Source organism: Halorientalis brevis (genome assembly GCF_042678165.1).
GTDB classification, from domain to species: domain Archaea; phylum Halobacteriota; class Halobacteria; order Halobacteriales; family Haloarculaceae; genus Halorientalis; species Halorientalis brevis.
This window is the reverse complement of sequence record NZ_JBHUDJ010000002.1, coordinates 67,782-94,083: the sequence shown is the minus strand read 5'-3', so window position 1 is coordinate 94,083 and position 26,302 is coordinate 67,782. Positions and strand designations below refer to the sequence as shown.

General features: G+C 66.2%; 30 protein-coding genes and 1 pseudogene. 14 read left to right on the top strand and 17 right to left on the bottom strand.

Annotated features, from left to right (window positions below; translation table 11 throughout):
- Positions 1-12 precede the first annotated feature (12 nt).
- The 4 genes and pseudogenes from ACFR9U_RS04135 to ACFR9U_RS04120 form a co-directional block, all read left to right on the top strand.
- A pseudogene (locus tag ACFR9U_RS04135) lies at positions 13-750 on the top strand (tetratricopeptide repeat protein); the annotation flags it as partial.
- The gene (locus ACFR9U_RS04130; protein WP_247376452.1) at positions 750-1,040 is read left to right on the top strand and encodes a DUF424 domain-containing protein; all 291 of its coding nucleotides are present in this window, start codon (positions 750-752) and stop codon (positions 1,038-1,040) included. The pseudogene ACFR9U_RS04135 and the gene ACFR9U_RS04130, both read left to right, overlap by 1 nt.
- Positions 1,041-1,108: 68 nt before the next feature.
- Positions 1,109-2,206 (top strand): mandelate racemase/muconate lactonizing enzyme family protein, encoded by a 1,098-nt coding sequence (locus tag ACFR9U_RS04125; protein WP_247376454.1) that lies wholly within the window; start codon positions 1,109-1,111, stop codon positions 2,204-2,206.
- 54 nt (positions 2,207-2,260) lie between these two features.
- On the top strand, positions 2,261-2,668 hold the full coding sequence (locus ACFR9U_RS04120; RefSeq protein ID WP_247376456.1) for an acyl-CoA thioesterase: 408 nt from the start codon (positions 2,261-2,263) through the stop codon (positions 2,666-2,668).
- A 36-nt stretch (positions 2,669-2,704) separates the two neighbouring features.
- Here the strand turns inward: ACFR9U_RS04120 and ACFR9U_RS04115 are convergent, their stop codons facing one another.
- Complete coding sequence (locus ACFR9U_RS04115; RefSeq protein ID WP_247376458.1) at positions 2,705-3,364, bottom strand: helix-turn-helix domain-containing protein; 660 nt, start codon at positions 3,362-3,364, stop codon at positions 2,705-2,707.
- 265 nt (positions 3,365-3,629) lie between these two features.
- On the opposite strand from ACFR9U_RS04115, the gene ACFR9U_RS04110 reads away from it, so the two are divergent.
- Both ACFR9U_RS04110 and ACFR9U_RS04105 read left to right on the top strand, forming a co-directional pair.
- Entirely contained in the window at positions 3,630-4,874 is a 1,245-nt protein-coding gene (locus ACFR9U_RS04110; protein WP_247376460.1) for an aminotransferase class V-fold PLP-dependent enzyme, read from the top strand.
- Between the two features lie 170 nt (positions 4,875-5,044).
- Positions 5,045-5,221, top strand: a complete 177-nt coding sequence (locus tag ACFR9U_RS04105; RefSeq protein WP_247376462.1) for a hypothetical protein — start codon at positions 5,045-5,047, stop codon at positions 5,219-5,221.
- Between the two features lie 2 nt (positions 5,222-5,223).
- Here the strand turns inward: ACFR9U_RS04105 and ACFR9U_RS04100 are convergent, their stop codons facing one another.
- Genes ACFR9U_RS04100 through ACFR9U_RS04090 form a run of 3 tightly spaced genes read right to left on the bottom strand, consistent with a single transcriptional unit; the run spans position 5,224 to position 6,516 of the window.
- Positions 5,224-5,571, bottom strand: a complete 348-nt coding sequence (locus tag ACFR9U_RS04100) for an AzlD domain-containing protein (protein ID WP_247376463.1) — start codon at positions 5,569-5,571, stop codon at positions 5,224-5,226.
- Positions 5,561-6,259, bottom strand: coding sequence for an AzlC family ABC transporter permease (locus ACFR9U_RS04095; protein ID WP_247376465.1), 699 nt, complete (start codon positions 6,257-6,259; stop codon positions 5,561-5,563). Before ACFR9U_RS04095 ends, ACFR9U_RS04100 begins: the two co-directional genes overlap by 11 nt.
- A 59-nt stretch (positions 6,260-6,318) precedes the next feature.
- Positions 6,319-6,516: a hypothetical protein gene (locus ACFR9U_RS04090; RefSeq protein WP_247376467.1), complete on the bottom strand. Its 198-nt coding sequence runs from the start codon at positions 6,514-6,516 to the stop codon at positions 6,319-6,321.
- A gap of 105 nt (positions 6,517-6,621) precedes the next feature.
- Here ACFR9U_RS04090 and sufU point away from each other — a divergent pair, with 105 nt between their 5' ends.
- Positions 6,622-7,047 carry a Fe-S cluster assembly sulfur transfer protein SufU gene (gene sufU / locus ACFR9U_RS04085; RefSeq protein ID WP_247376468.1) on the top strand — a complete coding sequence of 142 codons (426 nt, stop codon included), beginning with the start codon at positions 6,622-6,624 and terminating at the stop codon, positions 7,045-7,047.
- A 521-nt stretch (positions 7,048-7,568) separates the two neighbouring features.
- Here the strand turns inward: sufU and radA are convergent.
- The 5 genes from radA to ACFR9U_RS04060 all read right to left on the bottom strand — a co-directional run bounded on the left by radA (position 7,569) and on the right by ACFR9U_RS04060 (position 12,343).
- Positions 7,569-8,618 (bottom strand): DNA repair and recombination protein RadA, encoded by a 1,050-nt coding sequence (radA, locus tag ACFR9U_RS04080; RefSeq protein ID WP_247376470.1) that lies wholly within the window; start codon positions 8,616-8,618, stop codon positions 7,569-7,571.
- Between the two features lie 110 nt (positions 8,619-8,728).
- Complete coding sequence (gene pspAB / locus ACFR9U_RS04075) at positions 8,729-9,376, bottom strand: PspA-associated protein PspAB (RefSeq protein WP_247376473.1); 648 nt, start codon at positions 9,374-9,376, stop codon at positions 8,729-8,731.
- 25 nt (positions 9,377-9,401) lie between these two features.
- Entirely contained in the window at positions 9,402-10,298 is an 897-nt protein-coding gene (locus tag ACFR9U_RS04070) for a M48 family metalloprotease (protein ID WP_247376475.1), read from the bottom strand.
- 36 nt (positions 10,299-10,334) lie between these two features.
- Complete coding sequence (htpX, locus tag ACFR9U_RS04065) at positions 10,335-11,213, bottom strand: zinc metalloprotease HtpX (protein WP_247376476.1); 879 nt, start codon at positions 11,211-11,213, stop codon at positions 10,335-10,337.
- A 92-nt stretch (positions 11,214-11,305) separates the two neighbouring features.
- The gene (locus ACFR9U_RS04060; protein ID WP_247376477.1) at positions 11,306-12,343 is read right to left on the bottom strand and encodes an NAD(P)-dependent alcohol dehydrogenase; all 1,038 of its coding nucleotides are present in this window, start codon (positions 12,341-12,343) and stop codon (positions 11,306-11,308) included.
- Between the two features lie 139 nt (positions 12,344-12,482).
- Between ACFR9U_RS04060 and ACFR9U_RS04055 the strand changes: the two genes are divergently transcribed.
- Positions 12,483-13,610, top strand: coding sequence for a 60S ribosomal export protein NMD3 (locus ACFR9U_RS04055; protein ID WP_247376479.1), 1,128 nt, complete (start codon positions 12,483-12,485; stop codon positions 13,608-13,610).
- Positions 13,603-14,646 (top strand): class I SAM-dependent methyltransferase, encoded by a 1,044-nt coding sequence (locus ACFR9U_RS04050; RefSeq protein ID WP_247376481.1) that lies wholly within the window; start codon positions 13,603-13,605, stop codon positions 14,644-14,646. Before ACFR9U_RS04055 ends, ACFR9U_RS04050 begins: the two co-directional genes overlap by 8 nt.
- Before the next feature lie 12 nt (positions 14,647-14,658).
- Here ACFR9U_RS04050 and ACFR9U_RS04045 read toward each other — a convergent pair whose 3' ends face one another.
- The 5 genes from ACFR9U_RS04045 to ACFR9U_RS04025 all read right to left on the bottom strand — a co-directional run bounded on the left by ACFR9U_RS04045 (position 14,659) and on the right by ACFR9U_RS04025 (position 18,575).
- Positions 14,659-14,862, bottom strand: coding sequence for a hypothetical protein (locus ACFR9U_RS04045; protein ID WP_247376482.1), 204 nt, complete (start codon positions 14,860-14,862; stop codon positions 14,659-14,661).
- Between the two features lie 416 nt (positions 14,863-15,278).
- Positions 15,279-17,018: a helicase C-terminal domain-containing protein gene (locus ACFR9U_RS04040; RefSeq protein ID WP_247376484.1), complete on the bottom strand. Its 1,740-nt coding sequence runs from the start codon at positions 17,016-17,018 to the stop codon at positions 15,279-15,281.
- Positions 17,019-17,089: 71 nt separating this feature from the next.
- A complete protein-coding gene (locus ACFR9U_RS04035) occupies positions 17,090-17,305 on the bottom strand; it encodes a DUF7561 family protein (protein ID WP_247376485.1) in 216 nt (71 codons plus the stop codon).
- A 42-nt stretch (positions 17,306-17,347) separates the two neighbouring features.
- On the bottom strand, positions 17,348-18,091 hold the full coding sequence (locus tag ACFR9U_RS04030; RefSeq protein ID WP_247376487.1) for a MinD/ParA family ATP-binding protein: 744 nt from the start codon (positions 18,089-18,091) through the stop codon (positions 17,348-17,350).
- A gap of 58 nt (positions 18,092-18,149) precedes the next feature.
- Positions 18,150-18,575, bottom strand: a complete 426-nt coding sequence (locus ACFR9U_RS04025) for an HIT family protein (RefSeq protein ID WP_247376489.1) — start codon at positions 18,573-18,575, stop codon at positions 18,150-18,152.
- Positions 18,576-18,653: 78 nt separating this feature from the next.
- Between ACFR9U_RS04025 and ACFR9U_RS04020 the strand changes: the two genes are divergently transcribed.
- Positions 18,654-19,493 carry an amidohydrolase family protein gene (locus ACFR9U_RS04020; RefSeq protein ID WP_247376490.1) on the top strand — a complete coding sequence of 280 codons (840 nt, stop codon included), beginning with the start codon at positions 18,654-18,656 and terminating at the stop codon, positions 19,491-19,493.
- On the opposite strand, the gene ACFR9U_RS04015 is transcribed toward ACFR9U_RS04020, so the two are convergent.
- Positions 19,490-19,870, bottom strand: coding sequence for a DUF5658 family protein (locus ACFR9U_RS04015; RefSeq protein ID WP_247376492.1), 381 nt, complete (start codon positions 19,868-19,870; stop codon positions 19,490-19,492). The two genes, ACFR9U_RS04020 and ACFR9U_RS04015, sit on opposite strands and share 4 nt — an antisense overlap.
- 180 nt (positions 19,871-20,050) lie before the next feature.
- Between ACFR9U_RS04015 and ACFR9U_RS04010 the strand changes: the two genes are divergently transcribed.
- The 4 genes from ACFR9U_RS04010 to ACFR9U_RS03995 all read left to right on the top strand — a co-directional run bounded on the left by ACFR9U_RS04010 (position 20,051) and on the right by ACFR9U_RS03995 (position 23,466).
- On the top strand, positions 20,051-20,473 hold the full coding sequence (locus ACFR9U_RS04010) for a hypothetical protein (protein ID WP_247376493.1): 423 nt from the start codon (positions 20,051-20,053) through the stop codon (positions 20,471-20,473).
- Between the two features lies 1 nt (position 20,474).
- Entirely contained in the window at positions 20,475-21,128 is a 654-nt protein-coding gene (locus ACFR9U_RS04005; RefSeq protein WP_247376495.1) for a hypothetical protein, read from the top strand.
- A gap of 146 nt (positions 21,129-21,274) precedes the next feature.
- Entirely contained in the window at positions 21,275-22,426 is a 1,152-nt protein-coding gene (locus tag ACFR9U_RS04000; RefSeq protein ID WP_247376497.1) for a thiolase family protein, read from the top strand.
- Positions 22,427-22,683: 257 nt separating this feature from the next.
- On the top strand, positions 22,684-23,466 hold the full coding sequence (locus tag ACFR9U_RS03995) for a hypothetical protein (RefSeq protein WP_247376499.1): 783 nt from the start codon (positions 22,684-22,686) through the stop codon (positions 23,464-23,466).
- A gap of 92 nt (positions 23,467-23,558) precedes the next feature.
- On the opposite strand, the gene ACFR9U_RS03990 is transcribed toward ACFR9U_RS03995, so the two are convergent.
- Positions 23,559-25,370 (bottom strand): LEA/WHy family protein, encoded by a 1,812-nt coding sequence (locus tag ACFR9U_RS03990; protein ID WP_247376500.1) that lies wholly within the window; start codon positions 25,368-25,370, stop codon positions 23,559-23,561.
- An 87-nt stretch (positions 25,371-25,457) separates the two neighbouring features.
- Complete coding sequence (locus tag ACFR9U_RS03985; protein ID WP_247376501.1) at positions 25,458-26,291, bottom strand: ZIP family metal transporter; 834 nt, start codon at positions 26,289-26,291, stop codon at positions 25,458-25,460.
- Positions 26,292-26,302 lie beyond the last annotated feature (11 nt).

Sequence of the window (26,302 nt, the reverse complement as noted above, 5' to 3'; positions counted from 1 at the left end):
CAAACCGGGCACATGACCGACAGAGACTCCGAGGAGCACGACTTCTCGGAGGGGCAGGGTTTCGACGACCCCTACGAGGAGTTCGATCTCGATCCGCCGGAACTGGCGGTCGACCCGGACAAGGTCGACCCCGTCGACTCGCGTGTCCTCGCCGACATGCTCGACGACCGCAACCTCGCCAGCGAGGAAGTCGACGCCGAACAGCTGCTGGAGGTCGGCCTGGAGTACATGCACATCAACCGCTTCGAGCAGGCCGCCGACGCCCTCGAACGCACAGCACGGTACGCCGAGGACGACCGCATCGCACAGGAGGCCTGGACCAACAAAGGCGCCGCTCACGCCCAGCTCGAAGAGTACGACATGGCGATCGGCGCGTACAAGGAGGCCATCGACATCGACGCTTCCAGCGATCACACCGCGACCGCCGAGACCAACCTCGCATACGCGCTCTGGGAGTCCGGCCGCTCCGAACAGGCCTTAGAGCACGCCGAGCGCGCCGTCGAGATCGACGAGCGGTTCGCCGAAGCGTGGTACAACCGTGGCTTCTTCCTGCTGGAGCGCGGCCTCGCCGAGGACGCCCTGAACTGCTTCGACAACGCCATTCGCCTGGGCCACCGCAACACCCAGGTCCTCGAAGAGAAAGCGATGGCGCTGGAGGAGATGGGCGAGTACGACGAGGCCGAGGAGGTCGCCGCGGAGGCCGAAGAGATGCGCGAACGGGCCGAACAGGACCTCGTCCAACAGCGAGAATGATCCTCAACGAACGCGACACGGACGAAGGACTGCTGGTGTCGGTCTGTGACCCCGACGTGCTCGGGGAGACCTTCGAGGATGGGCCGATCTCGCTGACGGTCGACGAGGAGTTCTACGACGGGGACCCAGTCGACGAGGACGCCGTCGTCAACAGCCTCGCGAAGTGCGCGGTCGCCAACCTCGTCGGCACCGAAGCGGTGGGCGTCGCCATCGAGCACGGCTTCGTCGACGAGGCGAACGTCCTCGACATCGAGGACACCCGCCACGCCCAGATGCTGCGGATGTGAGCGGTTCCTTTTGAAAGCCTCGTAACACCGGCTGAATACTTATTGAGATACCCGTTGGGGTACGTGACATGCAGATAACGGGTGTCAATCAGTACAACCTCGAACACCAGGCCGAGGGCGCGTTCGAGCCGACCTGGATTCCGGAGTATCCGCAGGGGACACACGAGGTGGCGCTGTTCGAGATCGAGACCGACGCAGGGATCACGGGGTACGGCGCGATGCCGAGTTTCGCCGGCGGCATGGACTTTGCCGAGCCGCTCTCGCTGTTCTTGCTCGGCGAAGACCCGCACGACGTGGAGGGTATCCTGGGGAAATTAGAGAGCGTCAACCTCATCGGGCCGCGCCCGTGGGGCGTCGAGATCGCGCTCTGGGACGTCATCGGCAAGGACGCAGGCAAGCCCATCTACGAACTGCTCGGCGGGAGCGCGAGCGAGATCCCGATCTACGCCTCGACGGGAGAGGTCATGCCCGCAGACGAGCGCATCGAGTACGTCGAGGACCGGCTCGACGAGGGCGTCGAGGCCGTCAAACTGCGGGTGACCGAGGTCGAACACCTCGACATCGTTCGCAAAGTGCGGGAGGCGTTCCCGGACCTGACGCTGATGGTCGACGCAAACAAGGGGTGGGCCGTCCGGGTCATGGACGACGAAGTCGCGTGGTCCTACGGCGATGCCCTCGAATTCGCGCGCGGCCTCGACGAAATCGGCGGCGTCGAGTGGCTCGAAGAGCCCCTACCGCGGCACGACTACGCGCAGTACGCACGCCTGCGCGACGCGGTCGACGTGCCCATCGCCGGCGGCGAGTTCAACAACGGCATCCACCACTTCCGCGAGTTCGTCGAGCACGGGTCGCTGGACGTGCTCCAGCCGGACGCTGCCCTGGCGACGGGGATCAAGCGTGCCAACGAGGTGGCGGCGATGGCGCGCCAGCACGGCCTCCGGTACGTTCCCCACACCTGGACGAACGGGATCGGGTTCGTCGCGAACCTCCACGTCATGGTCGCCAACGACTCGCCGTGGTGTGAGTTCCCCATGGAGCCGCCGTGGGACCCCGAGGTACGCGACTTCCTGCTGACCGAGACCCTGGATCACGAGGACGGCTTCGTCACGCCGCCGGACGGTCCCGGACTCGGCGTCGAGATCGAGCCGGACCTTCTCGCGGAGTAGTCGATCCTGCAGCGAACCGTAAGGGGGACAACCGCGCACCTCTCGGTTCCGGTAATGACAGACGCCGCATTCGAGTTCGTGACGGAGATGGAGATTCGCTATCGGGACCTCGATCCCTGGGACCACGTCAACAACGTCGTCTACGGGACGTATCTCGAACAGGCCCGCATCGAGTACATGGACGCCGTCATCGACGAACCGCTGGAGGACCGGGACTTCGTGCTCGCCCACCTCGAACTGGACTACCACCAGTCGGTCGAGTACCGCCACGACCTGACCGTCGCGGTCCGAGCCAGCGACATGGGCACGTCGAGCCTCTCCTTCGCCTACGAGGTGCGCGCCGACGGTGACGTCGCTGCGACCGGCGAGACCACGCAGGTCCACATGGGCGCGGACGGCCCAGCGCCGTTGCCCGAGTCCTGGCGGGAGACGATCGAGCGCTTCGAGCCGGCACTCGACTGATACCTGGCTGCCGACGGCTACAACCGACGGGTGTGGTCACGCTGGATCGTTCATGAGGCGACCCTCGACGAGGTGCTGTTCGATGAGCCGTTGCTGGGCGCGTTTCAGCCGCTCGGACAGCGACGGCGGGGAGATGCCGAGGGCGCCTGCGACGTCTGCCTGCGTGGCTCCTTTCGGAACGTCGAAGTAGCCCATCTCGTAGGCCGTGATGAGCGCCTCGAACTGTTCGTCGGTGAGGCCGTCGTCCGGGTTGGCTTCCGTGGCGTCCTGGAGGCGGACGACTTCCATCGCCATGTCCTGGTCGGTGATGAACTCGCGGGTTCTGATGAGCTCCTCGCGGTCGGCGAGATAGCCGGTCACGTAGATGCCGTCGGGTTCGATGCGGACGTGGCTGATGACGCCGTTGACCGACGAGTTCTCCGGCAGGTGCGTGAGCGTCGAGTCCAACCGCACTCGGTAGAGACGTGCCGTCTGGCACTCGGAGACGATGTCGGTGCCTCTGCTGTTTGGCAGGTCAGCGAACGCCGCTTCGAGGTCGTCGAACTGGTCGCCCTCGGCGCGGACGAACAAGCAGAGCACGTGTTCGGATTCGATGCGCCAGCGCTCGACGGTGAGGCGCATTTCGGGCACCGTCGCCGCGACCTCCGTGATGTACAGTCCTTCTCCCCACTGCCGGTACTCCACGATGAGGCCCATACCCTACTCACCTCAGACTGCGTTCCGTTCCCTGACCACGGTCTTCGTACTGATCTCTGACGCTGTGCGCTCCCCACCCACACTCATGCTCACCCCTTTTCATTCTCGTGAGATAATTGTTTGGATATGACACGCTTGGCGTGGTTCCACACACGACGGGCGAACGGTACCGTTCGTGCCAGTCCGAGCCCACCGTCGTGGGTACTTCCGGCGGGACTCAGTTGGACCGAAGAACAGTTCTGTCCCCAACTCTTAGGCGCACCTAATGGAAACTCCGCAGACCGAACCGCTCGACGTCGAGCGCATCCGTCGGGACTTCCCCGTCCTGGAGCGGGAGTTCGACGGGACGCCGCTCGTGTATCTCGACAACGCGGCGACCAGCCAGACGCCCGAACCGGTCATCGATTCGATCACCGACTATTACCGCCGCTACAACGCCAACGTCCACCGCGGACTCCACCAGCTCTCCCAGGAAGCCTCGATCGCCTACGAGGAGGCCCACGACCGCGTGGCCGAGTTCATCGGCGCGTCCGGTGGTCGCGAGGAAATCGTCTTCACCAAGAACACGACCGAGTCGATGAACACCGTCGCGTACGCCTGGGGTCTGGCGAACCTGGAGCCGGGCGACGAGGTCGTCCTCACGGAGATGGAACACCACGCGTCGCTCGTGACCTGGCAGCAACTCGCCAAGAAGACCGGTGCCGAGGTGAAGTACATTCAGGTCGACGACGAGGGCTACCTCGACATGGACCACGCCCGCGAGCTGATCACCGACGACACCGCGATGGTCAGCGTCGTCCACGTCTCGAACACGCTCGGGACGATCAATCCCGTCTCGGACCTCGCCGATCTCGCCCACGACCACGACTCGCTGATCTTCGTCGACGGCGCCCAGTCGGTCCCGCACATGTCCGTCGACGTGGAGGCGATCGACGCCGACTTCTTCGCGTTCTCGGGCCACAAGATGTGCGGCCCGACCGGCGTCGGCGTTCTCTACGGGAAGCGCCACCTCCTCGAAGAGATGCAGCCCTACCTCTACGGCGGGATGATGATCTCGAAGGTGACCTTCGAGGACTCGACCTGGCACGACCTCCCCTGGAAGTTCGAGGCCGGCACGCCGGTCATCTCCCAGGGCATCGCGCTCGCCGAGGCGTGCGATTACCTCGACGAGATCGGCATGGACCGGGTCGAACAGCACGGCGAGCGACTGGCGGAGTACGCCTACGAGCGCCTCAGCGAGTTCGACGACGTCGACATCCTCGGGCCGCCGGGCGACGACCGCGCTGCCCTCGTCTCGTTCAATCTCGATACCGTCCACGCCCACGACGTGTCGGAGATCCTCAACAGCCACGGGGTCGCCGTCCGGGCCGGCGACCACTGCACCCAGCCGCTCCACGACAAACTCGGCATCCCGGCCTCGACGCGTGCGTCCTTCTACATCTACAACACGCAGGAGGAAGTCGACGTAATGGTCGAGGCACTGGCGGACGCCCGCGAGTTGTTCGCGTAACTGCGAGCGAACGGAGTGAGCGAGCGATTTTTTGGTCCAGCTTTTTGCACGAGTGATTCGTGAGCGGTGCGAACGAATCCGAGTGGAAAAAGGTGGTCTCTACCGAGTGACCTCTCGACGTGTCGTCGGGTCCGTAGCTTCTACTAGGGGGCTGTGGTACGGTGTATCGTATGGCACTCTGTCCGCACTGCGACGCCGACGTCACCGAGTGGGCACAGCGACTCGAACAGGCACCGGCGGCGAACACGCCGAAGGTGTGGACCTGTCCCGAGTGTGAAACCATCCTCGGGATCTCGGACTGGGGGACGACGGAACGGGACCAGCGACCGCAACAGCCGACGCAGTAGTTCTAGAGGGCTGGCAGCACGAGAAACCGGACGATCCAGAGCGCACCCATGCCGGCGGCCATCGTGGCGAACACGTTCTCGGTGCGCCAGGCGACCGCCCCAGCGGCGCCACCGGCGAGGAGCTTGTCGAGGGCCAGGTCGCCGGACCCTGGGTGCACGGTGACGAACGCGGGCAGGACGAGCGCTGCGAGAACCGCCGCTGGGACGTACCGAAGGGCGCGTTCGAGTCCCGTGGGAATCTCGTCGAGGCGGCCGAACAGCGCGATGAAGGAGAGCCGGATGGCGTACGTGAGGACGCCGATGACGACGATGACGCCCCAGATCGTCGGGTCGGTGTAGCTAGTGGCCATCGCTCACCTCCACGTCCATGCGGGTCTCGGCGGCGAGCCCGACGACGATGCCGACCGTCGCGCCGACGAGGAGGCCGAGGTTGAGCGGCAGTCCCGCGCCCGCGACGGCGACGCCGCCGCCAGCGATCGCGGCGACGGTCGTCGGACCGTCCTCCATGGCGGGCACCAGCAGCGCCAGGAAGACGAGCGGGACGGCGAACTCCAACCCCCAGGCGTCGGGGACACCGCTGCCGAGGACGACGCCGGCGGCGGTCGTGAGCTGCCAGACCACCCAGAGCGTGAACGCGACGCCCAGATAGTACGCTTTCCGGTCGAACGAGCGCTCGGAGCGATAGCTGGCGACCGAGAGGGCGTACGCCTGGTCGGTGAGGAGATAGGCCAGCCCGCTTTTCCACTTCGCGGAGAGGTCCCGGAGGTAGGGGGCGATCGACGCCGAGTACATCAGCATGCGGAGGTTGATGACGGCGGCGGTGACGACGACGACCGACAGCGGTGCGTCACTGCCGAGGAGGTCGAGCGCAGCGAGCTGGGAGGCGCCCGCGAACACGACCACGGACATGCCGAGCGCCTGCGACAGGTCCAGACCCGCGTTCACGGCAGCGATGCCCGCCACGAGACCGAACGGGGCGACGCCGAGCAAGAGCGGGGAGACGTCCCGGACGCCGCGACGGAAGTCGGCGGAGTTCATGTTCGGTCCTCGCAGTCCAAGCGGTCTAAACGTAGCTATTCCGCTTCGAACCGCCCGCTTCAGTCGCCGCGTCTGCCCTGAGTCAACGCCCAGAGGACGATCGCGAGCCCCTCGATCCGTGCGGCAGTGTACACCCACGGACGCAGTTCGAAGTCGCTCTCGGGCGTGACCGCACGGTCCATCCAGAAGTCGACGACGCGTCGCGGAACGAGTAGTTCGAGGAGGCCGAGTGCCACGAACAGCGGTCGGAATCGCATAGGTGACGTTGGGGCTCTCACTGAATATCGTTTCCCCCGGCACAGCACGTGCGAACGTCTCCCTCGGAACGCTTATCCGCGACACGCCTCTATGAATGGCTAACAATGGTCGGCGGCTCCGATATGTACCGACAGCAGATCCTCGACCACTACAAGAGCCCCCGCAACTACGGGGAACTCGAGGATCCCACGTTCACCCACGTCGGCGAGAACCCGATGTGCGGTGACACTATCGAGATGCAGGTCAAGCTCGACGACGACGAGGAGACCATCGAGTACGTCGCGTTCCAGGGCGACGGCTGTGCGATCTCCCAGGCCTCCGCGTCGATGCTCTCCGAGAAGTTACAGGGCATGGACGTCGACGAACTCCAGGAGATGGACCGCGACGACGTCACCGACATGCTCGGCGTCGACATCTCGCCGATGCGCGTCAAGTGTGCAGTCCTCGCCGAGAAGGTCGCCCAGGACGGCGCCGACATCTACTTCGGCGAACTCGACGTCGACAAGACGACGACCGAAGACGACGACTGAGACTGATTTTATCCACGTCGGATTTTCTGCTGATAGTATCTATAGTCTCACGGCTGCTCTCAAATGTGAATCACTCTCTAATTCCCATTATTGCGGCGGCTACAGTAGATTCCTGTCAGAGAGGTCTGCAACCTTAATATGTTAGTGTGACTATCATTTGTATGCATGGATGCTATCGGTGAAACTCTTGGCGTAGTGGTCGCTCTCCTTCTACTCATTGCGATTTTGGGTGTTCTGTGGCCACTTCTCCCCGAAACGGGGTCGTTCAGCGGCTTCAAAAATTCCTTGCGAACAGTAGTACAACTGCTTCCTCTGCTTGTACCGACGGGTGTTGGGATAATATTATTGTACCTAAAGAATTTCTGACCTGTTGAACAAGCATCCGCGCGAGCGGAGCGAGCGTGGTTCACTCCAGGCGACCAACGGGAGCCTGGAGCAGTTTTTAGTCCAGGTTTTTGCGAGAGGGGTGCCCGCAGGCCCCTTCGAGGCCGAGGACACCCCTCGAAGTAAAAAAGTGGTTCTTATTCGTCCATCAGACCGCCTTCCTCGACGCGCATGACCCCCTCGCCGTCAGGCAGGTTCGGGGCGTCGACGAGCTTGACGATCCGCTTGTCGCCCTTGGACTTGCGCAGGTAGATCCGGAAGGTCGAGGTGTGACCCAGGATGTTGCCACCGATGGGCTGGGTCGGGTCGCCGAAGAACGAATCGGGATTGGAGGCGACCTGGTTCGTGACGACGACGGCGGTGTTGTTGAGGTCGCCGACGCGCATCAGATCGTGGAGGTGTTTGTTGAGCTTCTGCTGGCGCTCGGCGAGTTCGCCACGACCGACGTACTCGGCGCGGAAGTGCGCGGTCAGGGAGTCAACCGCGAGCAGGCGGACGGGGAACTCGTCGTCCTGGCTCTCGCTGGCCAGGTCCTTGGCCTTCTCGGCCAGCAGGATCTGGTGGTTGGAGTTGAACGCCTTCGCGACGTGGATGTTGTCGAGCATGACGTCGACGAGTTCCTCCAGCAGCGCCTCGTCGGTGGGATCTGCGTCCTCGTCCTCGCCGACGAGCCCGTGGAGCTCCATCGTGTCGGCGATGACTTCGTCGTCCTGGCCGCGAACCATCTGATCGATCCGTTCCGGACGGAACGTGTCCTCGGAGTCGACGAAGATCGCGCTGCCTTCGAGGCCGCCGTGTTCCTTGGGGAGCTGGACGTTGACCGACAGCTGGTGGGTGACCTGGGACTTGCCGGCCCCGAACTCACCGTACACCTCGGTGATGGACTGGGTCTCGACGCCGCCGCCGAGGAGTTCGTCGACCTCCTCAACGCCCCAGGTGAGCTTGCCGATCTGCTCGCGGCGCTCCAGGACCGTTGCACCCGTCTCGAACCCGCCGATGTCGGCGGCTTCGCGAGCCGCCTGAATGATGTCCGAGGCGCTGGACTCGCCGATGTCGGCAGTGTTGGAGAGTTCGCCGGGGCTCGCGACGGCGATGCCCTGGTAGGAGTCGAAGCCGTTGTCTTTGAGCTTCTCTGCTGTCGCCGGACCGACGCCCGGCAGGTCCTCGAGATTTTCCGTTGTTGCCATACAACCGGCTTGTCCCCCCTATCACATAAAGGCTCGTTAACAGCAGAGTGAAAGTGAAACTGCCGGACTGCACAGTGGTCGGTCGTTGACCCGTCCAAACGTTTAGATAGTTATTCCCAGGGATGGGTACCTGGCCGGTCGGGCCAGAGCGGGTACCAGTACTCCTTGTCCGGTTCGAGGTCGAGTTCGCCGTCGAGGACACTCTCGAGTTTGAACTCCGCGCTGCTGTCGCGCTCGTGCCCGCCCGTGGGCGCGAACGGGTAGTACGACCCCCGACGGAACGAGTACACCCAGTAGACCGGCTGGTGGTCCTCGGCGGTTTCACCGCCTCGATTTCGATGGCTCTGCGAGCCATCGCGGAACGCGAACAGCGCCGCGAGCAGTCGCGACCCGAAGCCCGTCTCCACGAGGGTGTCGGCGGCGAAGTGGACGCTGGTGACGAGGTCTTCGACGTCGTCGTCTTCGAGCACGACCCAGTCGTAGCCGTGGTCGTCCTTGACGAACCTGGCGCTGGTGCCGGTTTCGACCTCGCCGGCGTCGAGGATGGCCTCGACCTCGGCGACGGCGTCCTCGAAGTCGGTGCTGTCGACCGCGGAGAAACAGAGGGCGGCCTCGCCCGCCGGCTCGTAGCCCAGGTCGGCCTCCATCGTCACGTAGGCCGTGCTCATCCCGAACAGGTCCTCGGGGTCGGCGTCGCGGGTGGCGTCGGCTTCGGCACGGAGGCCGAGGACGGATTTGATGCCGTCGAGCAGTCCCATGGTTTCCAGTCGGTACGCTGGCCCCTTAGCTTCCGTCGTCCGGCGGGGCGGTCCCCTCTAACTCGGCGGCGAGGTGGCGGAGGCGGCGCATCCGGCGGTGTGTCGGCGGGTGCGTCCACGGGACGAGCAGGCGACCGCGAGGCGGGACGATGCAGAACGCGTTCAGGCCGGCGACTCGCCGGAGGTCGGTCTCGGGTTTCGGGTCCGCACAGTGGATCTTTCCGAGTGCCAGCGAGAGCGCAGTGGGGTTCCCGGTGATCGCGACGGCGCCCCGGTCGGCGGCGTACTCGCGGTACCGCGAGAGGACGAGCGTTCCGGGCAGCGAGACGACGAGCAGCGGAATCCCCAGCAACACGAGGTAGATCGCTGCACCGGCATACCCGAGCAACAACGCCCTGCTACCGAGATTCCGAATGCCGCCGTTGACGAGCGTAACGGCCACAGTCGCTGGGAAGTTGGCGGTCGTTAGCACCGCCGAGTCGCCGTTTTTGAGATGTGCGAATTCGTGGGCGAGCACTGCCTCCAGTTCTTCGTCGTCGAGCGTCTTCAGCAGGCCGAGCGTGACGCAGATGACGGTCCGGTCGCCGATGCCCGCCGACAGTGCGTTCGGGTCGTCGGTCGGGATGACGGCGACGGCGGGGCGGGCCACGTCGGCCTGTCGTGCCAGTCGCGCCGTCGTCTCGAACAGCTTCGGGTAGTCGTTGTGGGAGATGGCGATCGCTTTCGTGATGAGATAGGCCAGTCTGTCCGCTTCACGGGCCAGGACGAGGACGAAGAGCAGGACGACGCCGGCGACGACGAGCCCCAGTTCCAAGCCGAGGACCCAGAACACCGGGCCGAGGAGGCCGGCCCAGCTTACGACCGTCAGCGCGAGGGCGAGGACCATCCGGCGTTGCAGCCGTCGGTCGCGGTGCCACTCCATACGTTCCCTTTGACTGGTTAGCTCAAAAACAGTTCGTCAGAACCGCTCCAGTTCGCGCTCCATCTCGCGAAGCCGCTCGACGCGCTTCTCCGTCGAGGGGTGCGTGCGGGCGATCTTCCCGATGAAGCCGCTCTTGATGGGGATGATGAAGAACGCGTTCATCTCGGCCTGCTCGCGGAAGTCCTCCTTGGGGACCTTGTCCATCCGGCCGTCGATTTTCATGAGCGCGGAGGCCAGCGCCGAGGGACGGCCGGTGATGAGCGCGCCGCCGCGGTCGGCTGCGAACTCCCGGTAGCGACTCAGCGCCCGGATCAGGACGAACGAGACGACCCACACCAAAAGCGAGACGACGATGGCGACGACGACGCCGCCGCCCTGGCGGTCGCCGCCGCGGTTGCCGCCGAACAGCCAGCCCCACCGGACGATGAGGAAGGCGATCGTCGAGAGGAACGACGCGATGGTCATCACCATCACGTCGCGGTTCTTGACGTGGGCGAGTTCGTGAGCCAGCACGCCCTCCAGTTCCTCCTGGTCGAGGGTATCGAGGATGCCGCTGGTCACGGCGACGGTCGCGTTCTGCTGGGATCGCCCGGTCGCAAAGGCGTTGGGCACCCGGGTGTCCGCGACGGCGATCGTCGGCTTCGGCAGGTCGGCCTGCTGGGCGAGGCGTCCGACCGTCCGATGGAGGTCGGGGTACTCGTTCTCGCTGACCTCCTTTGCTCCCATACTCCGGAGCGCGAGCTTGTCGCTGAAGAAAAACTGGGCGAACGAGAACAGCCCCATGACGACGGCGACGAGCAGCAGGCTCTCGAAGTAGAGGCTCAGGACGCCGATGAACACGAGATAGAGGGCTGCGAGCAGGAACATGGTCAGGCCCATGCGCGCTCGCAGTCCCCAGTCCGCTTGCCACTGCATGGCCGCACCTAGGTGACGACGGCAATTAAGTTCGCTGTCGGCCCATTCGCCGGCGAAAGGGCCCGAACGTCGGTCCGGGCTCTCGTCCGTGCTCAGGGTTTGATTACCGCTCGTCCCTCGATCTCCCGGTCTTCCAGCCGCTCGGCGACCGCGTTGATCTCCGAGAGGTCGTACTCTGACGTTTCGAGGTGGATCTCGCCCTGTTCGACCAGCGCGACGAGTTCCTGGAGTTCGGTGTACTCGCCGACGAGCGTGCCCCGGAAACTCATCTCGCCGTCGACCAGCGTCTGCGTGGGTTCGTGGATGTGCCCGCCGTACCCGACGACGTGGTGGTCGCCGCCGGCTGCCAGCAGGTCGGGACCCATCTCGGTCGTCCCGTCGCTCCCGACGAAGTCCAGCGTCTGTCGAGCGCCGACGCCGTCGGTGATGGCGTCGACGGCCTCGACGACGTCCTCGTCGGCCGAGTTGACGGTGTGGTCGGCACCCAGCCGTTCGGCCAGGGAGAGCGCCTCGTCTTTGACGTCGACGGCGATGGTCTGAGCGGCGCTCATCGCGTCGACCGCCTGGAGGCCGATGTGGCCCAGGCCGCCGATGCCGACGAGGACGGCGTAGTCGCCGGGGACGAGTTCTGCCACGGCCTTCTTGGCCGCGTGGTAGGCCGTGATCCCGGCGTCGGCGTGGGGCGCGATCTCGACCGGATCGACGCCTTCCAGCGGGATGACAGCCCGCTCGTTCGTCAGGAGGTACTCGGCGAACCCGCCGTCGGTCGTCAGCCCCGGGAACGCCAGTTCGTCGCAGTACATGTCGTCACCGAGCCGGCAGGCCCGACACGTCCCGCAGGTCATCACGGGATGGCAGATGACCTGGTCTCCTTCTTCGACGACCGTCACTTCCGGGCCGACTTCGGCGACGGTGCCCGCGTTCTCGTGGCCCAGCGTCTGCGGGAGTTCGGTCGGTGCGTACTGCTGCCACATGCCCTCGATGATGTGGTTGTCCGTCTGGCACCAGCCGGCCCCTTCGATCTCGACGAGGACTTCGTCCGAGCGGGTGATCTCCGGGCGGTCGATCTCGTCGATCGACAACGCCTCGCTCATGTCGTCCGTGAACTCGTGGAGTCGCGCAGCGCGCATACCTCCCCTATCGGGCCGCGACGCTCGTCAATCCTTGCCGTGTGGTTTCGATTCACACATGTCCGGTCGCTGGATCTCACGGGGAGAGGGCGCGGACGGGAACGCGCCATTTAACCGATGCAGCGGCATATCACGGACAATGACTGAGTCACGCGAGTTCTGTCCGCGGTGCGGGGACGCCGTGGCAGCGCGGCCGGAACCACGGCCTGGCGAGCCGCGGGACCCGGACCGCGTGCTCTGTAACGACTGCTACTTCGAGGAGTTCGACCTCGTGGACGCCCCCGACCGCATCGAAGTGCGGACCTGTTCGCAGTGCGGGGCCGTCCACCGCGGCAATCGCTGGGTCGACGTCGGGGCCCAGGACTACACCGACATCGCCATCGAGGAGGTCAGCGAGGCGCTGGCCGTCCACGTCGACGCCCACGACGTCGACTGGCAGGTGATGCCCGAACAGGTCGATCAGACGACGATCCGCATGCACTGCCAGTTCACGGGTCTCGTCCGCGGGTCCCAGCTCGTCGAGGAGGTCGTCGTTCCCGTCAAGATCGCCAAGCAGACCTGCAACCGCTGTGGCCGCATCGCCGGGGACTACTACTCCAGCATCGTTCAGGTCCGGGCCACCGAGCGCACGCCCACCGCCGAGGAGATCGAGGGCGCCGAGGAGATCGCCCGCGAGATCGTCGCCGAGATGGAGGAGACCGGCGACCGCAACGCCTTCGTCACGGAGGTCGGCGAGACCGACGAGGGCCTGAACATGAAGCTCTCGACCAACAAGATCGGCAAGAAGGTCGCCCAGCGCATCGTCCAGGCCTACGGGGGATCGTTCTCCAGCGCCGAGACCCTCGTCACCGAGGACGAGGACGGTAACGAGGTCTACAGAGTGACCTTCGCCGTCCGGCTCCCGCGCTACCGCCAGGGCGAGATCATCGACCCCGAGGACGACGACGATGGCCCGGTGCTCGTCCGGAGCGTCCGCGGCAACCTCAAGGGGACCCGGCTCACCACCGGCGAGGACTACGAGGCGTCCCACGAGGTGGGGGACGCCCCCGACGCGGATCGGCTCGGCACGATCGAGGACGGCGAGGAGACGACGCTGGTCGCCGTCGAGGACGAGCGAGCAGTGCAGGTGCTCGATCCCGAAACCTTCGAGGCCAAGACCATCGCCCGCCCGGACTACATGGACCCCGACGCGGATACCGTGCCCGTGTTGAAGAGCCGTGCCGGCCTGCACGTCCTTCCCGAGGCCGACGAACCCGACGATGAGTGACGACGACTCGCTCCCCGGGCCACTGGACACGGCCGAGCAACCCCTGGCGGCCGTCGTCCCGAAACCGGACACGGAGGACGCCATTGCCGACCTGCGAGCGGAGGGCGTCTACGACGACGACCGACGCATCCGGGAGTTCGGCGCCGACGCCGTCGCCCTGCCCGTGACGGAGCCACCGCAGCGGACCCAGGTCCGGGAGGTCGTCCGCCAGGAACCGGCTCGACGGCTCCGCACGCTCGACGACCACCTCCGCGAGCAGGGCTGGTCCGAGGACGAACTCGACCGGGCGCCCGGCTCCTGGGCCGTCATCGGCACCGTCGTCCTCGTGGACGTCGGCGACGCGCCGCGACCCGCGGAGGTGGGCGAGGCACTGCTGGCCCTGCACGCCAACGCCGACACCGTCCTCGCTCGCCACGGCATCGACGGTCAGCACCGCGAACCCGACGTCGAGTTGCTCGCCGGCAGCGGCGACACCGAAACCGTCCACACCGAACACGGGACCAAGTACGCGCTGGACCTCGCCCAGGTGATGTTCTCGCCGGGCAACAAGGCCGAACGCGCCCACATGGGCGACGTTGTCGACGCGGACGACCGCGTGTTCGACATGTTCGCCGGCGTCGGCTACTTCACGCTCCCGATGGCCCGAGCGGGCGCGCACGTCACCGCCACCGAGCACAATCCGACGGCCTTCCGCTACCTGCTGGAGAACGCCAAGCTCAACGACGTCCACGACCGGGTGGACATCTACCGGGCGGACTGCCGGGACGTGGCCGACGGGGTCGAGGCCGACCGCGTCGTGATGGGGTTCTACGACGCGTACGAGTATCTGGACGCGGCACTGGCAGCCCTCGAACCCGGTGGTATCCTCCACATGCACGAGGCGACGCCCGAGGGACTCGTGTTCGACCGCCCCATCGACCGCATCGAGGATGCGGCGGCCGCGGTCGATCGGACGGTCGAGGTGCTCGACACGCGGCGCGTCAAAGGCTACAGCGAAGGGGTCGCCCACGTCGTCGTGGACGCTCGCATCGAGTGAGTCGGCGGCCAGTCACTCCACGTACCCGAGCTCACTGAGTCGCTCCCACAGCTCCGAATCCTCGTCGGCGACTTCCTCCAACTGAGTGAGGTCGCTCTGTTGCACTTCCACTAACTGCAACGCCGTCCTGAGCTTGTAGTGCACCTCGGCGTCCTCGGTCTCGTCCAACAGGGATTCGAGTACCGTCCGTATCGTCTCGAGTGTTTCTCCGCTCATACTCTCAGATGTGAATATTCGCCGAATATAATTTACGATCGGAAGCTAATTTGCGTATTTTTACACATAACGTGAATATAACGTTGATATGGGTTACATATGGGTGATGCGTATCGGATAGCTGGGCAGACGTCGGGGTGTCTCGGTCTCGCTTATCGCGTCGCACAGCCGGGTGACTACGTGGAGCGAATGGTCTCGGCACGCGGACACTCGGATGCGATCGGCTCGGGTCGCTACCTGGGTGGTGAGAAATCCGGGCCGATGGGCGAGGGCTCGGGACGGCGGAGTCTGTCCGCTCGAAAGGCATAATTGAGTGGGCGGCTGAATGCGGGTATGGATCGCCAACAGATCATCGCACTCATCTTCGTGTTGCTGATGGTCCTCTCTCCCGTCGCGTACGCAGCCTACTCGGCCTTCTAGCTGTCCCAGACGTCGGAGAGGGGGTGGGAGTCGTCCGACGCGGACGACCGCCGACGTGACCGGGACCGCGAGCGACCGGTGTTCCCGCCGCCGTCACCGACCGCCGCCGCCGGATCGAACACGGGGAGTTCGGGCTCGGTCATCCGGTCGACCTGGGCGGCGAACCAGTCGGGCATGTCCGTCCGGGCGCGCTCGAACAGGTCGAGCAACGAGGAGTCTCCGAGGTAGGTCGCGCCGTGGTCGTCGGGGGCGCGGACGACCCGACCACACGCCTGGATGACCGTTCGCAGCGCCGCCCGGTAGTACCAGCCCCACTGTCCGTCCTCCAGGCGGCGGGCCACCCGCGAATCGCGGGTGTTGGGATACGGCGCTTTGCACAGGAGCTGCCAGCGCGCCAGATCGCCCTCCAGGTCCAGCGCTTCCTCCATCTTGACCGAGAGGAACACGTCAGCGCCGTCGCTGCGCTTCCAGGTCGAGAGGACGGCGTCGCGGTTGTCCTTGGTGTGCTGGCGCACGCGAGCGTCGACGCCCATGTCCGCGAGCTGATCGTACAGCCGTTCCTGGATGCCGTAGGAGTGGCAGTGAACGATCCCCTTCTCGTCGGGATGGGCCTGCATGAGGCGGACGAGCGTGCGGGCGATGGCGGGCAGCGTCTCGTCGCGGTGTTCGTAGGTCATCTTCCCCTGGGTCACGTCGTACAGCGGCCGGTTCTCCACGGGGAACGTGTGAGGCACCTCGACGAGCGCCACGCGGTCGGGGGCCAGCCCTGCGCCAGCACAGAAGGCGTCCTTGTTGAGAATCGTCGCAGAGAGGAGCGCGAACTTGTTGCCCCGGTCCCAGACGGTGTGTTTGAGGTAGCGCTCGGGTGCCATCGGCTTGATGGTGACTGCACTCCCCTCGCCGTCGGGCTGGTCGACCACCCACGTCGTCCCGCTGTCGGGGTCGCGGTAGTCTTCGAGGAACCACTGCAGCTCCGAGATGAGTTCGGTCAGTCGGTCGCGTTCGGCGACCTCGTCCGGCGTGAGTTCGGCGTTCCCCCGGAGCTCTTCCTGCCGACGCGAACAGACTGTCATCACGCGGTCGGCGTACTTTGCGGCCGCGTCGAGGTCGTCGCCGATGGCCGGGGGCTGGACGTCGTTCCAGACGGGCACCCGACCTGGCGAGAGGTCGATCGTCGCGTACATCTCGGCCCATTCGGAGAGCCCGTGGGCCTCGTCGACGACGACCACGTCGCGTTTCCCGAACACGTCGGAGCCGGCGGTCTGCATGAAGTAGGCGAGCGTCATCGCGGCGATGTTGCGGTTGGAGGCGATCGACCGGTCCGAGAAGTACGGACAGCGGTGTTTCACCTGACAGTCGAACATTCGCTCGCGGGCACACGGCGCCTGGTTGACCGGCGTGTCCGTCTCGCCGGGGAGGATACAGGAGTAGTTGTTCTTCCCGCGGATGATGTTTAGATCCTCCAGCAGTGCGTCCGAGGCCACGTCGTCGAGTTGGGAGACCTGCGGCGTGGTGTAGTACGCGCCGATGGTCTCGTGGGCCTCCGCTTCCCCTGCACGGCGGGCGCAGCCGGCGATCGCTCTCGCCAGGAGGGATTTCCCGCTCCCGGTCGGTGCGCGCACCAGCACGACGTCCTTGCCGGCCTCGAAGGCGGCGCGGATGTCGTCGAGCGCCTGCTCCTGAGCACCACGGTAGGAGGGCGCCGGGAAGGCGTCGTGGATCCGGGCGGGGTTCACGTTCCGGGAAACAAACTCGGATAGCCTAAAGTCATCGGCTTCGGCTGGTTCGGGAGCCCCGCGAGCGGCGGCTAGCCGTCGCCGGGCAACTCCCGGACGTCCGCCGCGGTGACGTCGCGGTCATCCGGCAACTGCTCGATGCAGTCGTTGCACAGAAACCACTCCGAACCGTCGGCGAGTTCGAGCAGCAATCCCTCCGTCTTGTCCCGCGAGAGCGACCAGAAATCGCTGATCCCCCCTGCGATCGTGACGGTGCGACCACACCCGTCACAGGACTCCTTCGCCATACTCCCACTACTGGCAGCGGACGATAAAGGGGTTTCCCGGCGTCACCGGTACGTCCCGAGGAACCCGTCGTCCGGGAACGTCAGGTCGAGCGTCGTCGCCAGCGCCGTCTCGACGGCATCGGCGACCGCCGGCGCGAACGCCGCGTCCGGGTCGGCACAGACCGGCAACTCCCCCACGGCAGCCACGTCGCTCTCCGGGACGGTCGCATCCACGCCCTCGACGGTCTCGTCGGGTGCAACGCGGTTCGCGACGGTGGCGTGGGCGGGCGCGCCCACGTCGTGCAGTCGGTCGCGCATCGTCGGTAACCGGTCGAACCCGCGCTCGGTCGCCGGGACCACCGGGACGACGCGATCGGCCGTCGTCACTGCCGCGACCGCCTGGTTGCTCGCGATCGGCGGGACGTCGAGGAGCACGTAGTCGAACGATCGGCTGGCCGCCGCGACGCGGTCCTCGAACTGGCGGGCGGCCTCGGGCGTCTTGGCTCGCGCCAGGCGCTCGAACGGGGCCCGTGCCGGACAGACCGCCAGTCGACCCGGGAGGTCGACGGGGTACTCGAACAGGCCGGCGTCGAGGGCCACGTCGCTGGCGTCGGTCACGAGGCTGGTCACGTCGGGTTCGATCCGTCCGGGGACGTGGGTGGCGAGTCCCTGCGTCGCGAAGGCGGCGTCGACGAGCGCCACGTCCGCCCCCGCCCGGGCGAGCGTCGCGCCGAACTCCACTGTCAGTCGCGTCGTTCCCGCACCCCCCGTCACCCCGACGAGTGCGAGCGTCTCACTGCTGGTCACAGGCCCGAGTCCCTCGTTCTCCGGGAAAAACCTACGGTTCTTCGAGTGACAGGTTGCGCTACTGGTTGGCCGCGACGTCCTCGGCGATCGCTGCGAGTTCGTCGTCGTCTAAGTCCGGCGGGGAGCCGCCGACGGCGTGGATGGGGTGGCCGCCGTCGTCCTCGAACCGCGGGATGATGTGGCCGTGAACGTGCGGGACCTCCTGACCGCTGGCTTCGCCGTTGTTGAAGCCGACGTTGCTCGCGGGGGCGTCCACGGCGTCCTCGACGGCGGGGATCAACTCGTGGAGCGCCTCGTAGAGGTCGTCGGCCAGGTCCGCCGGGAGGTCGTTCAGGCGCTCGTGGTGGTCCTTCGGGATGACGAGCGTGTGGCCCGGCGCCAGCGGGTTGACGTCGAGGAACGCGAACACCTCGTCGTCCTCGTAGACGGTGTTGCTCGGGATCTCTCCGGCGACGATCTGACAGAAGATGCAGTCCTCGGGCATGGGCGAGACCTCGACCGCCCGCCCCAAGAAGGTTTCCCGGCCTGCGGATTTATTGGGCGGGTCGCCGTGGGTCCGGGTATGTCCGAGGGCCAGTTCGCGCCGGCGACCGACGCCCACGTCCACCTCATGCCCGAACGCCTGCTCGCGGCGATTCGCGAGGCCCTCTCGGCCGAAGCCGAGTGGTCGTTCGACCATCCCACGTCGCAGGCGGCGATCGAGACCCGCCTGCGAGACGCCGGCGTCGACCGGTACTTCGCGCTCCCGTACGCCCACGAAGCCGGCGTAGCCGCCGAGTTGAACGAGTGGGTGGTAGATCGGGCGGCCGACTCCGACATGGCGGTCCCCTTCGCGACGGTTCACGGGGAGGACCCGGTCGAACAGGTCGTCCGCGACGCGTTCGAGGCGGGGGCGCGCGGTCTGAAGTTCCAGTGTCCGGTCCAGGGGTGTGGCCCGGCCGACCCGCGCCTCGATCCCGCCTTCGAACTGGCCGCGGAGTACGACCGTCCGATCCTGTTCCACGCGGGGACGGCGCCGATGTTCGAGGACAGCCCGCACGTCGGCGCCGACCAGTTCGCACAGTTCGTCGCGTCCTACCCCGAGGTTCGGGCCTGCGCTGCACACATGGGGACGTACGAGGTCGACCGGTTCCTCGAGTTCGCTCGCGAACACGACCAGGTCTTCCTGGACACGACGATGGCGATGTCGCCACGGTCGCCCGAGGCCATCGGGTTCGATCCCTCGACCATCGCCGACGAAACGCTGGTCGAACTCTCCGAGTCGATCATGTACGGGTCGGACTTCCCGAACATCCCGTACGCCTACGAGCAAGAGCGTGCGGGGCTGCTCGCCCGCGACCTGCCGCAGTCGGCGCTGCGGGACCTGTTCTGGCGGTCGGCGACGCAGTTCCTCGGTGATTAAGCGAGGATCGCGACGACGTTGATCAGCGACGTGGCGGCCCACGGGAGCGCGAGCCCTAACGGGACGACGATGCGGTTCGGACGGGGCGTGACGACCCAGGCCGAGAACGCGAAACACACGGTGGCGAGCTTTAGCGTGGTGAACGCGACGAACCCACCGTCCGCGAGGACCGACCGAACGATCGGGTTCCCTTCGGTCAGTCCGTGGTGGACCCCGTGGTACGTCGACAGCAGGTCGGCACAGAACACCGCTGCGACGAGTCCCCACAGGCTGCGCTCGTGGCGTGCGATCCGGCTCCAGGCTGATCCGAACCGTGTGCTGCTCGTGGTCGGCTGGCGATTCGACGGACGGTCGGTTTCCAGGGCATCAGATGGCATTGCGAACGGAACGGGGTCTCTCGACGCTGCTGGCCTCCCCACCGAGCCCAGTAGCGCGAACGTAGCAGGTGACTTAATTTAAAACTGTAGCGTATTGAATAATTTGTGGTTACAGAGTTGTTACGACGGGCCTGAAGCGTGCAAACAGTTATTACTGACTCGCCTGAATCTCTCATGAGAATGGCACGTACTGTTGGCAGGCTGGCACGTAATCTCGGCCTAACGGTGTGTCTCGTCTGCGTCGGAAGCGTCGCGTTCACCACGCCGGCGCTCGCTCAGACCGGAGCGAGCGGAACGGAGGAGCCCGGACTGTGGTACGCGACGAGTCTCATCGCGCAAGTAATGCTCTCTATCGGCGCCGTCGGGTTCGTCGTCCAGGCTGCACGCGCCTACGGTGGCGAGATCGGCAAGGCCCTCTACGTCGCCGGCGGCGGCGTGATCGTCTTCGCCGTCTGGCGCCTGCTCGACGGGGCCACGCAGATCCTGAGCCTGGAGCGACCGCCGGGCAGCGTCGAGAGCGCGGTCTACCTCGTCGCGACCGCGCTGCTGCTGGCGGGGTTCTACATGCTGTGGGAGACGATGAGCAGTCACTCCACGGCCTAGGATGAGTAGCTACGAGCGCCTCGCCGAACGACTGATCGAGACCCAGCGGACGATGCTCGGCAAACGGGCCGTCGACATCGCCCGCTCGGTCGAGGGCATCGAGGTGACCGACGACGGACAGGTGGCGAACGTCGTCGACGACGACCGCGCGACCGTCGGCGCTCTCGTCGACTCCTACGTCGACGTCATGGGCGTCACCGCTCAGAGCCGCCTCACCGAGGTCGCACAGGAGTACGAGGACCTGGTCCTCCCGGCGAACCTCGGCGGCCCCGGCCCCGACGACGAGGACGCGGCCGACGCCGAGACCGACTCGGCGGTCGTGACGAACATCTGGGGCGAGGAGTACGCAGCGGACAGCACGGACCCCGACAGTGCGAATCCGATCGACGTCGTCGAGACCGATCTGAACGCGATCTACGTCGCCGTCGACGACGGGACCGGCTCGGCGGCGCGAGTCCCGCTGAGTCAGGCGATCGTCGACACCGTCGTGGCCGAGACGGACCTCGAACGGGACCAGTTGGACGAGCCCGGCACGTACGTCGACGCGATCCAGGTCGTCCGCCTGGTCGACGCCGATCCCGGAACGTATCTCTCCTTTACCGTCGAAGAGCAGGAGCTCCACCTCCATCAGGACGGAACCATCACCGTCGAGTAGCGTCCGACGCGGCCTCTAGTTCGTCGTTCGTTAACCCTCTCTCGCGCTCGCTGGAATCCTGGCAACTCCACTTTCGTTTCTATGAAGTTTGTTAAGGGATCGAAGAAACACTGATACTCCTCGCGCCTGTATGACAGTTCACAACCATGCGTAACGCAGTGATCGTCGACGCGGTACGGACTCCGTTCGGCAAGCAGAACGGCTCGTTCCGGGACACGCACCCGCAGGACCTGGCGGCTGAACCCCTCAAAGCGCTGGAAGACCGCAACGGCTTCGACGCGCCGAACACGATCGAAGACGTCATCTACGGCTGTGTGACGCCGATCGACGAGCAGGGACTCAACATCGCCCGGCTCGCACCGATGGTGGCCGGGTGGGGCGACGACGTGCCCGGCGTCCAGCTGAACCGGATGTGCGGCTCCGGCCAGCAGGCGATCAACTTCGCTGCCAGCATGGTCATGGCGGGCCAGCACGACGTGCTCATCGGCGGCGGCGTCGAGCACATGACCCGCGTGCCGATGGGCTCGGACGGTAACAGCGTCACGGACACCTACTTCGAGCACTTCGACGAGGTGACCACCCAGGGCGAGGGTGCAGAGCGCATCGCCGAGGAGTACGGCTTTACCCGCGAGGAACTCGACGAGATCGCCGTCGATTCCCAGCAGCGCTGGGGTGAGGCCTGGGAAGCCGGTCACTACGACGACCAGATCGTCCCGGTCGAGACGGAACTCGACGGCGAGACGGTCACCGTCGAGCAGGACGAACACCCGCGGCCCGACACCGACGTGGAGACGCTGTCGAACCTCCCGCTGTCCTTCCGCGAGGAGGGCAACGGCGTCCAGCACGCCGGCAACTCCTCGGGGATCGTCGACGGCTCCTCGGCCGTGCTCGTCGCCAGCGAGGAAGCCGCCGCGGAACACGGCTGGGACCCGATGGCCCGCATCGTCCAGACGGAGGTCGTCGGCGTCGACCCCCTCACGATGCTCAAAGGCCCCATCCCGGCCACCGAGCAGGTCCTCGACAAAGCCGACATGGACGTCAGCGACATCGACCTCTTCGAGGTCAACGAGGCGTTCGCCGCGGTCGTCGCCGCCTGGCTCGAAGAGACCGGCGCGTCCTGGGAGGACACCAACGTCAACGGCGGCGCGATCGCTCACGGCCACCCGCTGGGCGCCACCGGCTCGATGCTCCTGACGAAACTCGCTCACGAACTCCAGCGCACCGGACAGGACTACGCGCTCTCGACGATGTGCATCGGCTTCGGTCAGGGCATCGCGACGATAATCGAACGGATGTAATCCGCGGCGAGACCGCCGACTGCTGGACGTCGGGCCGACGATCAGTGCGCTCGGAACGGACCCGCTTCCGCGACCGAAATCTTCCGTTTGCGAACGCTCACACGTCAGTCCCGGAACATAATACGCGTCTACTGCGCCTCGATCGCTTCGTTTTTCGGCCACAGCGGCCCGCTCCGGGTGGCCGGTGGACTGGTACGCAAACAAACTGGTAACGAGGCGACTGGTTTTGACGGCGGCTGGTGGACGTGTGGCGTGTTATGGACGATGGGATGACGCGACGGCGGTATCTCTTGACAGTCAGCACGGCCGGCGTGGTCGGTCTCGCCGGCTGCGGACAGAACGATGGCACCGACGACGCGAAGACAGCCGCGAACGACGACAGTTCTGGCGACGGCGGGCCATCGCCCGCGGACGGGGGCGACGATGACGACGACGAGGAAGCCGCCGAGCGCGACCGCAGTACGACCGACCGAGACGACGCAACCGAGACCGCCGGCGACCCAGAGGACGGCGGCGAGACGACCGCGACCGAGGAAGGCACTGCTGACGGCGGGGAGACGACCGAAAGCGGGGACGACGACGGGGACGCGAGCGGTGACGGAGCGGAGACCGACGACGGCACCGACGAATCGGGCGGCATCGTGACGCCGATCGCGCAGTTCGCGTTCTCGTACACGCCCGACGGAACCGGTGGATCGGGGACGCTGACGATCACGCACGACGGCGGTGACGCGATCCAGGCCGCGGAACTGTCCGTCCGCGGCAGCGGCTTCGGTGGCTCCAGTTCGAGCACCGGAACTGCGTCCTCCGCTTCGGCGGTCACGAGCGCTGACACGACGTGGCAGGCGGCAACCGACGCCGGCGCCGCCACCGCGACCGGGACGAAAAACGGCGAGACGGCGGTCGTCTCCGGCGACCAGCTCACGGCCGCGGTGTCTGCGGACTACGAGATCCGCGTGGTCTGGGAGTCCTCCGAGGGCAAGAGCTCCGCCACGCTCGGGTCGGACACGGGGTCGAAAACCACGGAAACCACCCCCTGATCGGCGCCACCGAGCGACGGGTCAGACGGACGCCGGACGTGCCGGCCGCGACTCGACGACCGGCCGGAACCGCCGGAGAGAGGGATGCGCCGTCAGTTCCCGTTCGAATCGAGCACGTCCGTCTCGATGGTCGTCGACTGGCCCAGCGAGTCGAGTTCCTGGGTCGCGCTGCCGGCCCGTGAGTCGACGGTCACGACGACCGAGACGTCCAGCGACGACTGTTCGTCGTTCCGGACGTGCGTGACCCACCACTCGTCCATCTGCTGGTTGTCGAGCGCCATCGTCAGCGAGACGGTGCCGGTGGACTCCGCTCCGATCGCGTCCACGTTCCGGGTCGTCTTGTCGGCCAGCACCACGTCGTTCAGCGACACCGTGTACTCGACTTTGCTGACCTCGACGCGCGTCGGGAGGTCGTTCTCGACGGTCGCTTCGACGTCGATCGGTGCGGTCTGGGCGGTCGCCTCGCCCCACTCGGACTGGACGCTGCGGACGGTCAGCGCGTCCTGCCCGCTGATGGTGACTTTCTCGTTGCGGTCGCCGTTCATGCCCGCCAGCAGGTCGGTCTCGACGGTGCTCTCCCGGTCGTTCATGGTCACGTCGAACTTCGTGAAGCCGACGTCGGCGAGCGCGGTCGGCGTCGTCCGCACCGTCGATCGCTCGCCGCGGTTGAGGTGGCGCGCCCACCAGGTCGGGACCTCGCCGTTGTCCATCTCGGCCGTCAGTTCGACCTGGTTCGCGCCGGCCGAGAGGGCAGAAACCCGCTGGGAGCCGCTGGCGACAGTCACGTCGTTGATGGTCGTCTCCTGGCTGAACGCGAGCGTCAGCACGTCGGTCATGTCGTTGTCGGGGGCGTCGATGGTCGACGTCGACTCGATCTCGGTCGTGGCGTCGGTGACGGTGCCCCACTCGCGGCTCGTCTCGGTGACCTCGGGCCACGCGACCGCCGGGGCGCGTGGGCTGCCGACGTTCGTGACGTTCGTACCGCTCCCGCCGAGCATGTCGGTTTCGAGCCGGAGCGTCTCGTCGAACAGGCGGATGGGAATCCGTTTCTGCTCGCCGTTCTGCTCGACGATGCCGTACATCGCGACGGTGAGGTCGCTCGTCTCGTCGTCCCTGACGTGTTCGGCCCACCAGTCCGCCATCTTCGGGGTGTCGAGCGCGACCGTCACGTCGAGGTCGTCCCGCTGCCCGGGTTCGATGGCGACGCCCGTCGTCTTCCGGTCGCGGCCGAGTTCGACGCCGTTCATCGTGACGACGTACTCGACGCCGTCGAGCGTGACTGGGTAGTCGTGGGCGTTCTCGATCGTGGACGCGAAGGTGATCGGCGTCCGCTCCGCGGTGGCCTCGCCCCACGCGGCCGACTGGTCGCTGACGCGGAGGAACGTGTCGTTCTGGACCGTGACCGTGCGCTCGCCCTGCTGGGTGAATCCGCCGAGAATGTCGGTCTCGATGCGCTCTTCCTTGGCGGGGATCTGCTTGGAGAACCCGGGGGCAGCGACGGTCGCGTCGATCCTCAGCGTCGATTCCTCGCCGCCGTTGACGTGGCTGACCCACCAGGCGGCGATGCGCTCGTTTCGCATCTCCGCGGTGAGGTCGATGGTGTTCGTCCCGGTGCCGAACCCGACGCCGGATCGCTGTCCCGTCGCGAGGGTCACGTCGTTCAGCGTCGCGGTGTACGAGACGTCGACGATGCCCGGCAGTCCGACCGGGTTGGGGTTGTTCACGACGACCGTGGTGTCGATTTCGGTCGTCGCGTCGGTCACCTCGCCCCAGGCGTACTCCGACCCTTCGACCGTCGGTCGCTCGAAGGTCGTCACCGCGACGCCGACGCCGACGACTGCCACCAGCACGACCACGCCGAGCACTGCCCCGCCGAGTTTCAGCCAGCCACTGCGCGTTCCCATTTGCCGTTTCAATGGGTCCCGTTACCAAGAAGATTCAGGCTGGTTTCGCGTTTCGTGCGTCGAGAAAAACGGTGTACGGGGTCGCGACTACCCGAGACTCACGTCGAGATACAGCATGACGACGACGCCGGCCATGGTGCCCAGCGTCGCGATGCGCTCGTGGCCCCTGGTGTGGGTCTCGGGGACGATCTCGTCTGAGATGACGAACAGCATCGCGCCGGCGGCGAACCCCATCGCGTAGGGCAACAGTGGGCGGGCGACCTGGACGGCCAGCGCGCCGAACAGCGCCAGCGGAATCTCGACGATCCCCGAGCGCAGGCCCGCGAACATCGCGTAGAACTTCCGGTCGAGCCCCGCGTTGATGGCCGCCACGGAGACGGCCAGTCCCTCGGGGATGTTCTGGATGCCGATGGCGAGCATCAGCGGGATGGCCGTTTCGACGTTGCCCGAGCCGAAGCCGACCCCCACGGCGAGCCCTTCGGGCATGTTGTGGAGCGTGATCGCGAGGATGAACAGGACGACCGGCGTGACCCGCTCGCTTTCGAGCGGAACCGATTCGCTGGGGTTCGCGGCGTCCGTTCGCTTGGATCCGGTCAGCAGGTAGTGGGCGTGTGGCACCACCACGTCTGCGCGGTCGAGAAAGAGGACGCCGAGGACGACCCCGACAAGTACCGGGATCGGATCGCCGCCCGAGTACTGCTCGATGCCGGGGATGATGAGGCTCGTGAACGCCGCCGCGAGCATCACGCCGGCGGCGAAGCCCAGCGCGCCGTCGAGCGCGCGCTCCGAGGGGTCGCGCCAGACGAGGACGAGCGACGCACCGAACAGGTTGAGCGCTGCGATGACGATGCCACCGACCAGCCCCTGGACGACCGGATCCGTTCCTGCGACCTGCTGAAACAGGTCGACGACCGACACCATGTACTGACCAG

What these genes read in the sequence shown, in the direction of transcription:
- ACFR9U_RS04105 (WP_247376462.1), top strand. Translation starts at nt 5,045, where the DNA reads ATGGCACTCTGTCCGCACTGCGACGCCGACGTCACCGAGTGGGCACAG.
- ACFR9U_RS04010 (WP_247376493.1), top strand. Translation starts at nt 20,051, where the DNA reads ATGGCACGTACTGTTGGCAGGCTGGCACGTAATCTCGGCCTAACGGTG.
- ACFR9U_RS04000 (WP_247376497.1), top strand. Translation starts at nt 21,275, where the DNA reads ATGCGTAACGCAGTGATCGTCGACGCGGTACGGACTCCGTTCGGCAAG.
- radA (WP_247376470.1), bottom strand. Translation starts at nt 8,618, where the DNA reads ATGGCAACAACGGAAAATCTCGAGGACCTGCCGGGCGTCGGTCCGGCG.
- ACFR9U_RS04070 (WP_247376475.1), bottom strand. Translation starts at nt 10,298, where the DNA reads ATGGAGTGGCACCGCGACCGACGGCTGCAACGCCGGATGGTCCTCGCC.
- sufU (WP_247376468.1), top strand. Translation starts at nt 6,622, where the DNA reads ATGGTCGGCGGCTCCGATATGTACCGACAGCAGATCCTCGACCACTAC.
- ACFR9U_RS04060 (WP_247376477.1), bottom strand. Translation starts at nt 12,343, where the DNA reads ATGCGCGCTGCGCGACTCCACGAGTTCACGGACGACATGAGCGAGGCG.
- ACFR9U_RS04045 (WP_247376482.1), bottom strand. Translation starts at nt 14,862, where the DNA reads ATGAGCGGAGAAACACTCGAGACGATACGGACGGTACTCGAATCCCTG.
- ACFR9U_RS04055 (WP_247376479.1), top strand. Translation starts at nt 12,483, where the DNA reads ATGACTGAGTCACGCGAGTTCTGTCCGCGGTGCGGGGACGCCGTGGCA.
- ACFR9U_RS04125 (WP_247376454.1), top strand. Translation starts at nt 1,109, where the DNA reads ATGCAGATAACGGGTGTCAATCAGTACAACCTCGAACACCAGGCCGAG.
- ACFR9U_RS03985 (WP_247376501.1), bottom strand. Translation starts at nt 26,291, where the DNA reads ATGGTGTCGGTCGTCGACCTGTTTCAGCAGGTCGCAGGAACGGATCCG.
- ACFR9U_RS03990 (WP_247376500.1), bottom strand. Translation starts at nt 25,370, where the DNA reads ATGGGAACGCGCAGTGGCTGGCTGAAACTCGGCGGGGCAGTGCTCGGC.
- ACFR9U_RS04095 (WP_247376465.1), bottom strand. Translation starts at nt 6,259, where the DNA reads ATGAACTCCGCCGACTTCCGTCGCGGCGTCCGGGACGTCTCCCCGCTC.
- ACFR9U_RS04020 (WP_247376490.1), top strand. Translation starts at nt 18,654, where the DNA reads ATGTCCGAGGGCCAGTTCGCGCCGGCGACCGACGCCCACGTCCACCTC.
- ACFR9U_RS04130 (WP_247376452.1), top strand. Translation starts at nt 750, where the DNA reads ATGATCCTCAACGAACGCGACACGGACGAAGGACTGCTGGTGTCGGTC.
- pspAB (WP_247376473.1), bottom strand. Translation starts at nt 9,376, where the DNA reads ATGGGACTGCTCGACGGCATCAAATCCGTCCTCGGCCTCCGTGCCGAA.
- ACFR9U_RS04035 (WP_247376485.1), bottom strand. Translation starts at nt 17,305, where the DNA reads ATGGCGAAGGAGTCCTGTGACGGGTGTGGTCGCACCGTCACGATCGCA.
- ACFR9U_RS04005 (WP_247376495.1), top strand. Translation starts at nt 20,475, where the DNA reads ATGAGTAGCTACGAGCGCCTCGCCGAACGACTGATCGAGACCCAGCGG.
- ACFR9U_RS04090 (WP_247376467.1), bottom strand. Translation starts at nt 6,516, where the DNA reads ATGCGATTCCGACCGCTGTTCGTGGCACTCGGCCTCCTCGAACTACTC.
- ACFR9U_RS04110 (WP_247376460.1), top strand. Translation starts at nt 3,630, where the DNA reads ATGGAAACTCCGCAGACCGAACCGCTCGACGTCGAGCGCATCCGTCGG.
- ACFR9U_RS04015 (WP_247376492.1), bottom strand. Translation starts at nt 19,870, where the DNA reads ATGCCATCTGATGCCCTGGAAACCGACCGTCCGTCGAATCGCCAGCCG.
- htpX (WP_247376476.1), bottom strand. Translation starts at nt 11,213, where the DNA reads ATGCAGTGGCAAGCGGACTGGGGACTGCGAGCGCGCATGGGCCTGACC.
- ACFR9U_RS04100 (WP_247376463.1), bottom strand. Translation starts at nt 5,571, where the DNA reads ATGGCCACTAGCTACACCGACCCGACGATCTGGGGCGTCATCGTCGTC.
- ACFR9U_RS04050 (WP_247376481.1), top strand. Translation starts at nt 13,603, where the DNA reads ATGAGTGACGACGACTCGCTCCCCGGGCCACTGGACACGGCCGAGCAA.
- ACFR9U_RS03995 (WP_247376499.1), top strand. Translation starts at nt 22,684, where the DNA reads ATGGACGATGGGATGACGCGACGGCGGTATCTCTTGACAGTCAGCACG.
- ACFR9U_RS04120 (WP_247376456.1), top strand. Translation starts at nt 2,261, where the DNA reads ATGACAGACGCCGCATTCGAGTTCGTGACGGAGATGGAGATTCGCTAT.
- ACFR9U_RS04115 (WP_247376458.1), bottom strand. Translation starts at nt 3,364, where the DNA reads ATGGGCCTCATCGTGGAGTACCGGCAGTGGGGAGAAGGACTGTACATC.
- ACFR9U_RS04025 (WP_247376489.1), bottom strand. Translation starts at nt 18,575, where the DNA reads ATGCCCGAGGACTGCATCTTCTGTCAGATCGTCGCCGGAGAGATCCCG.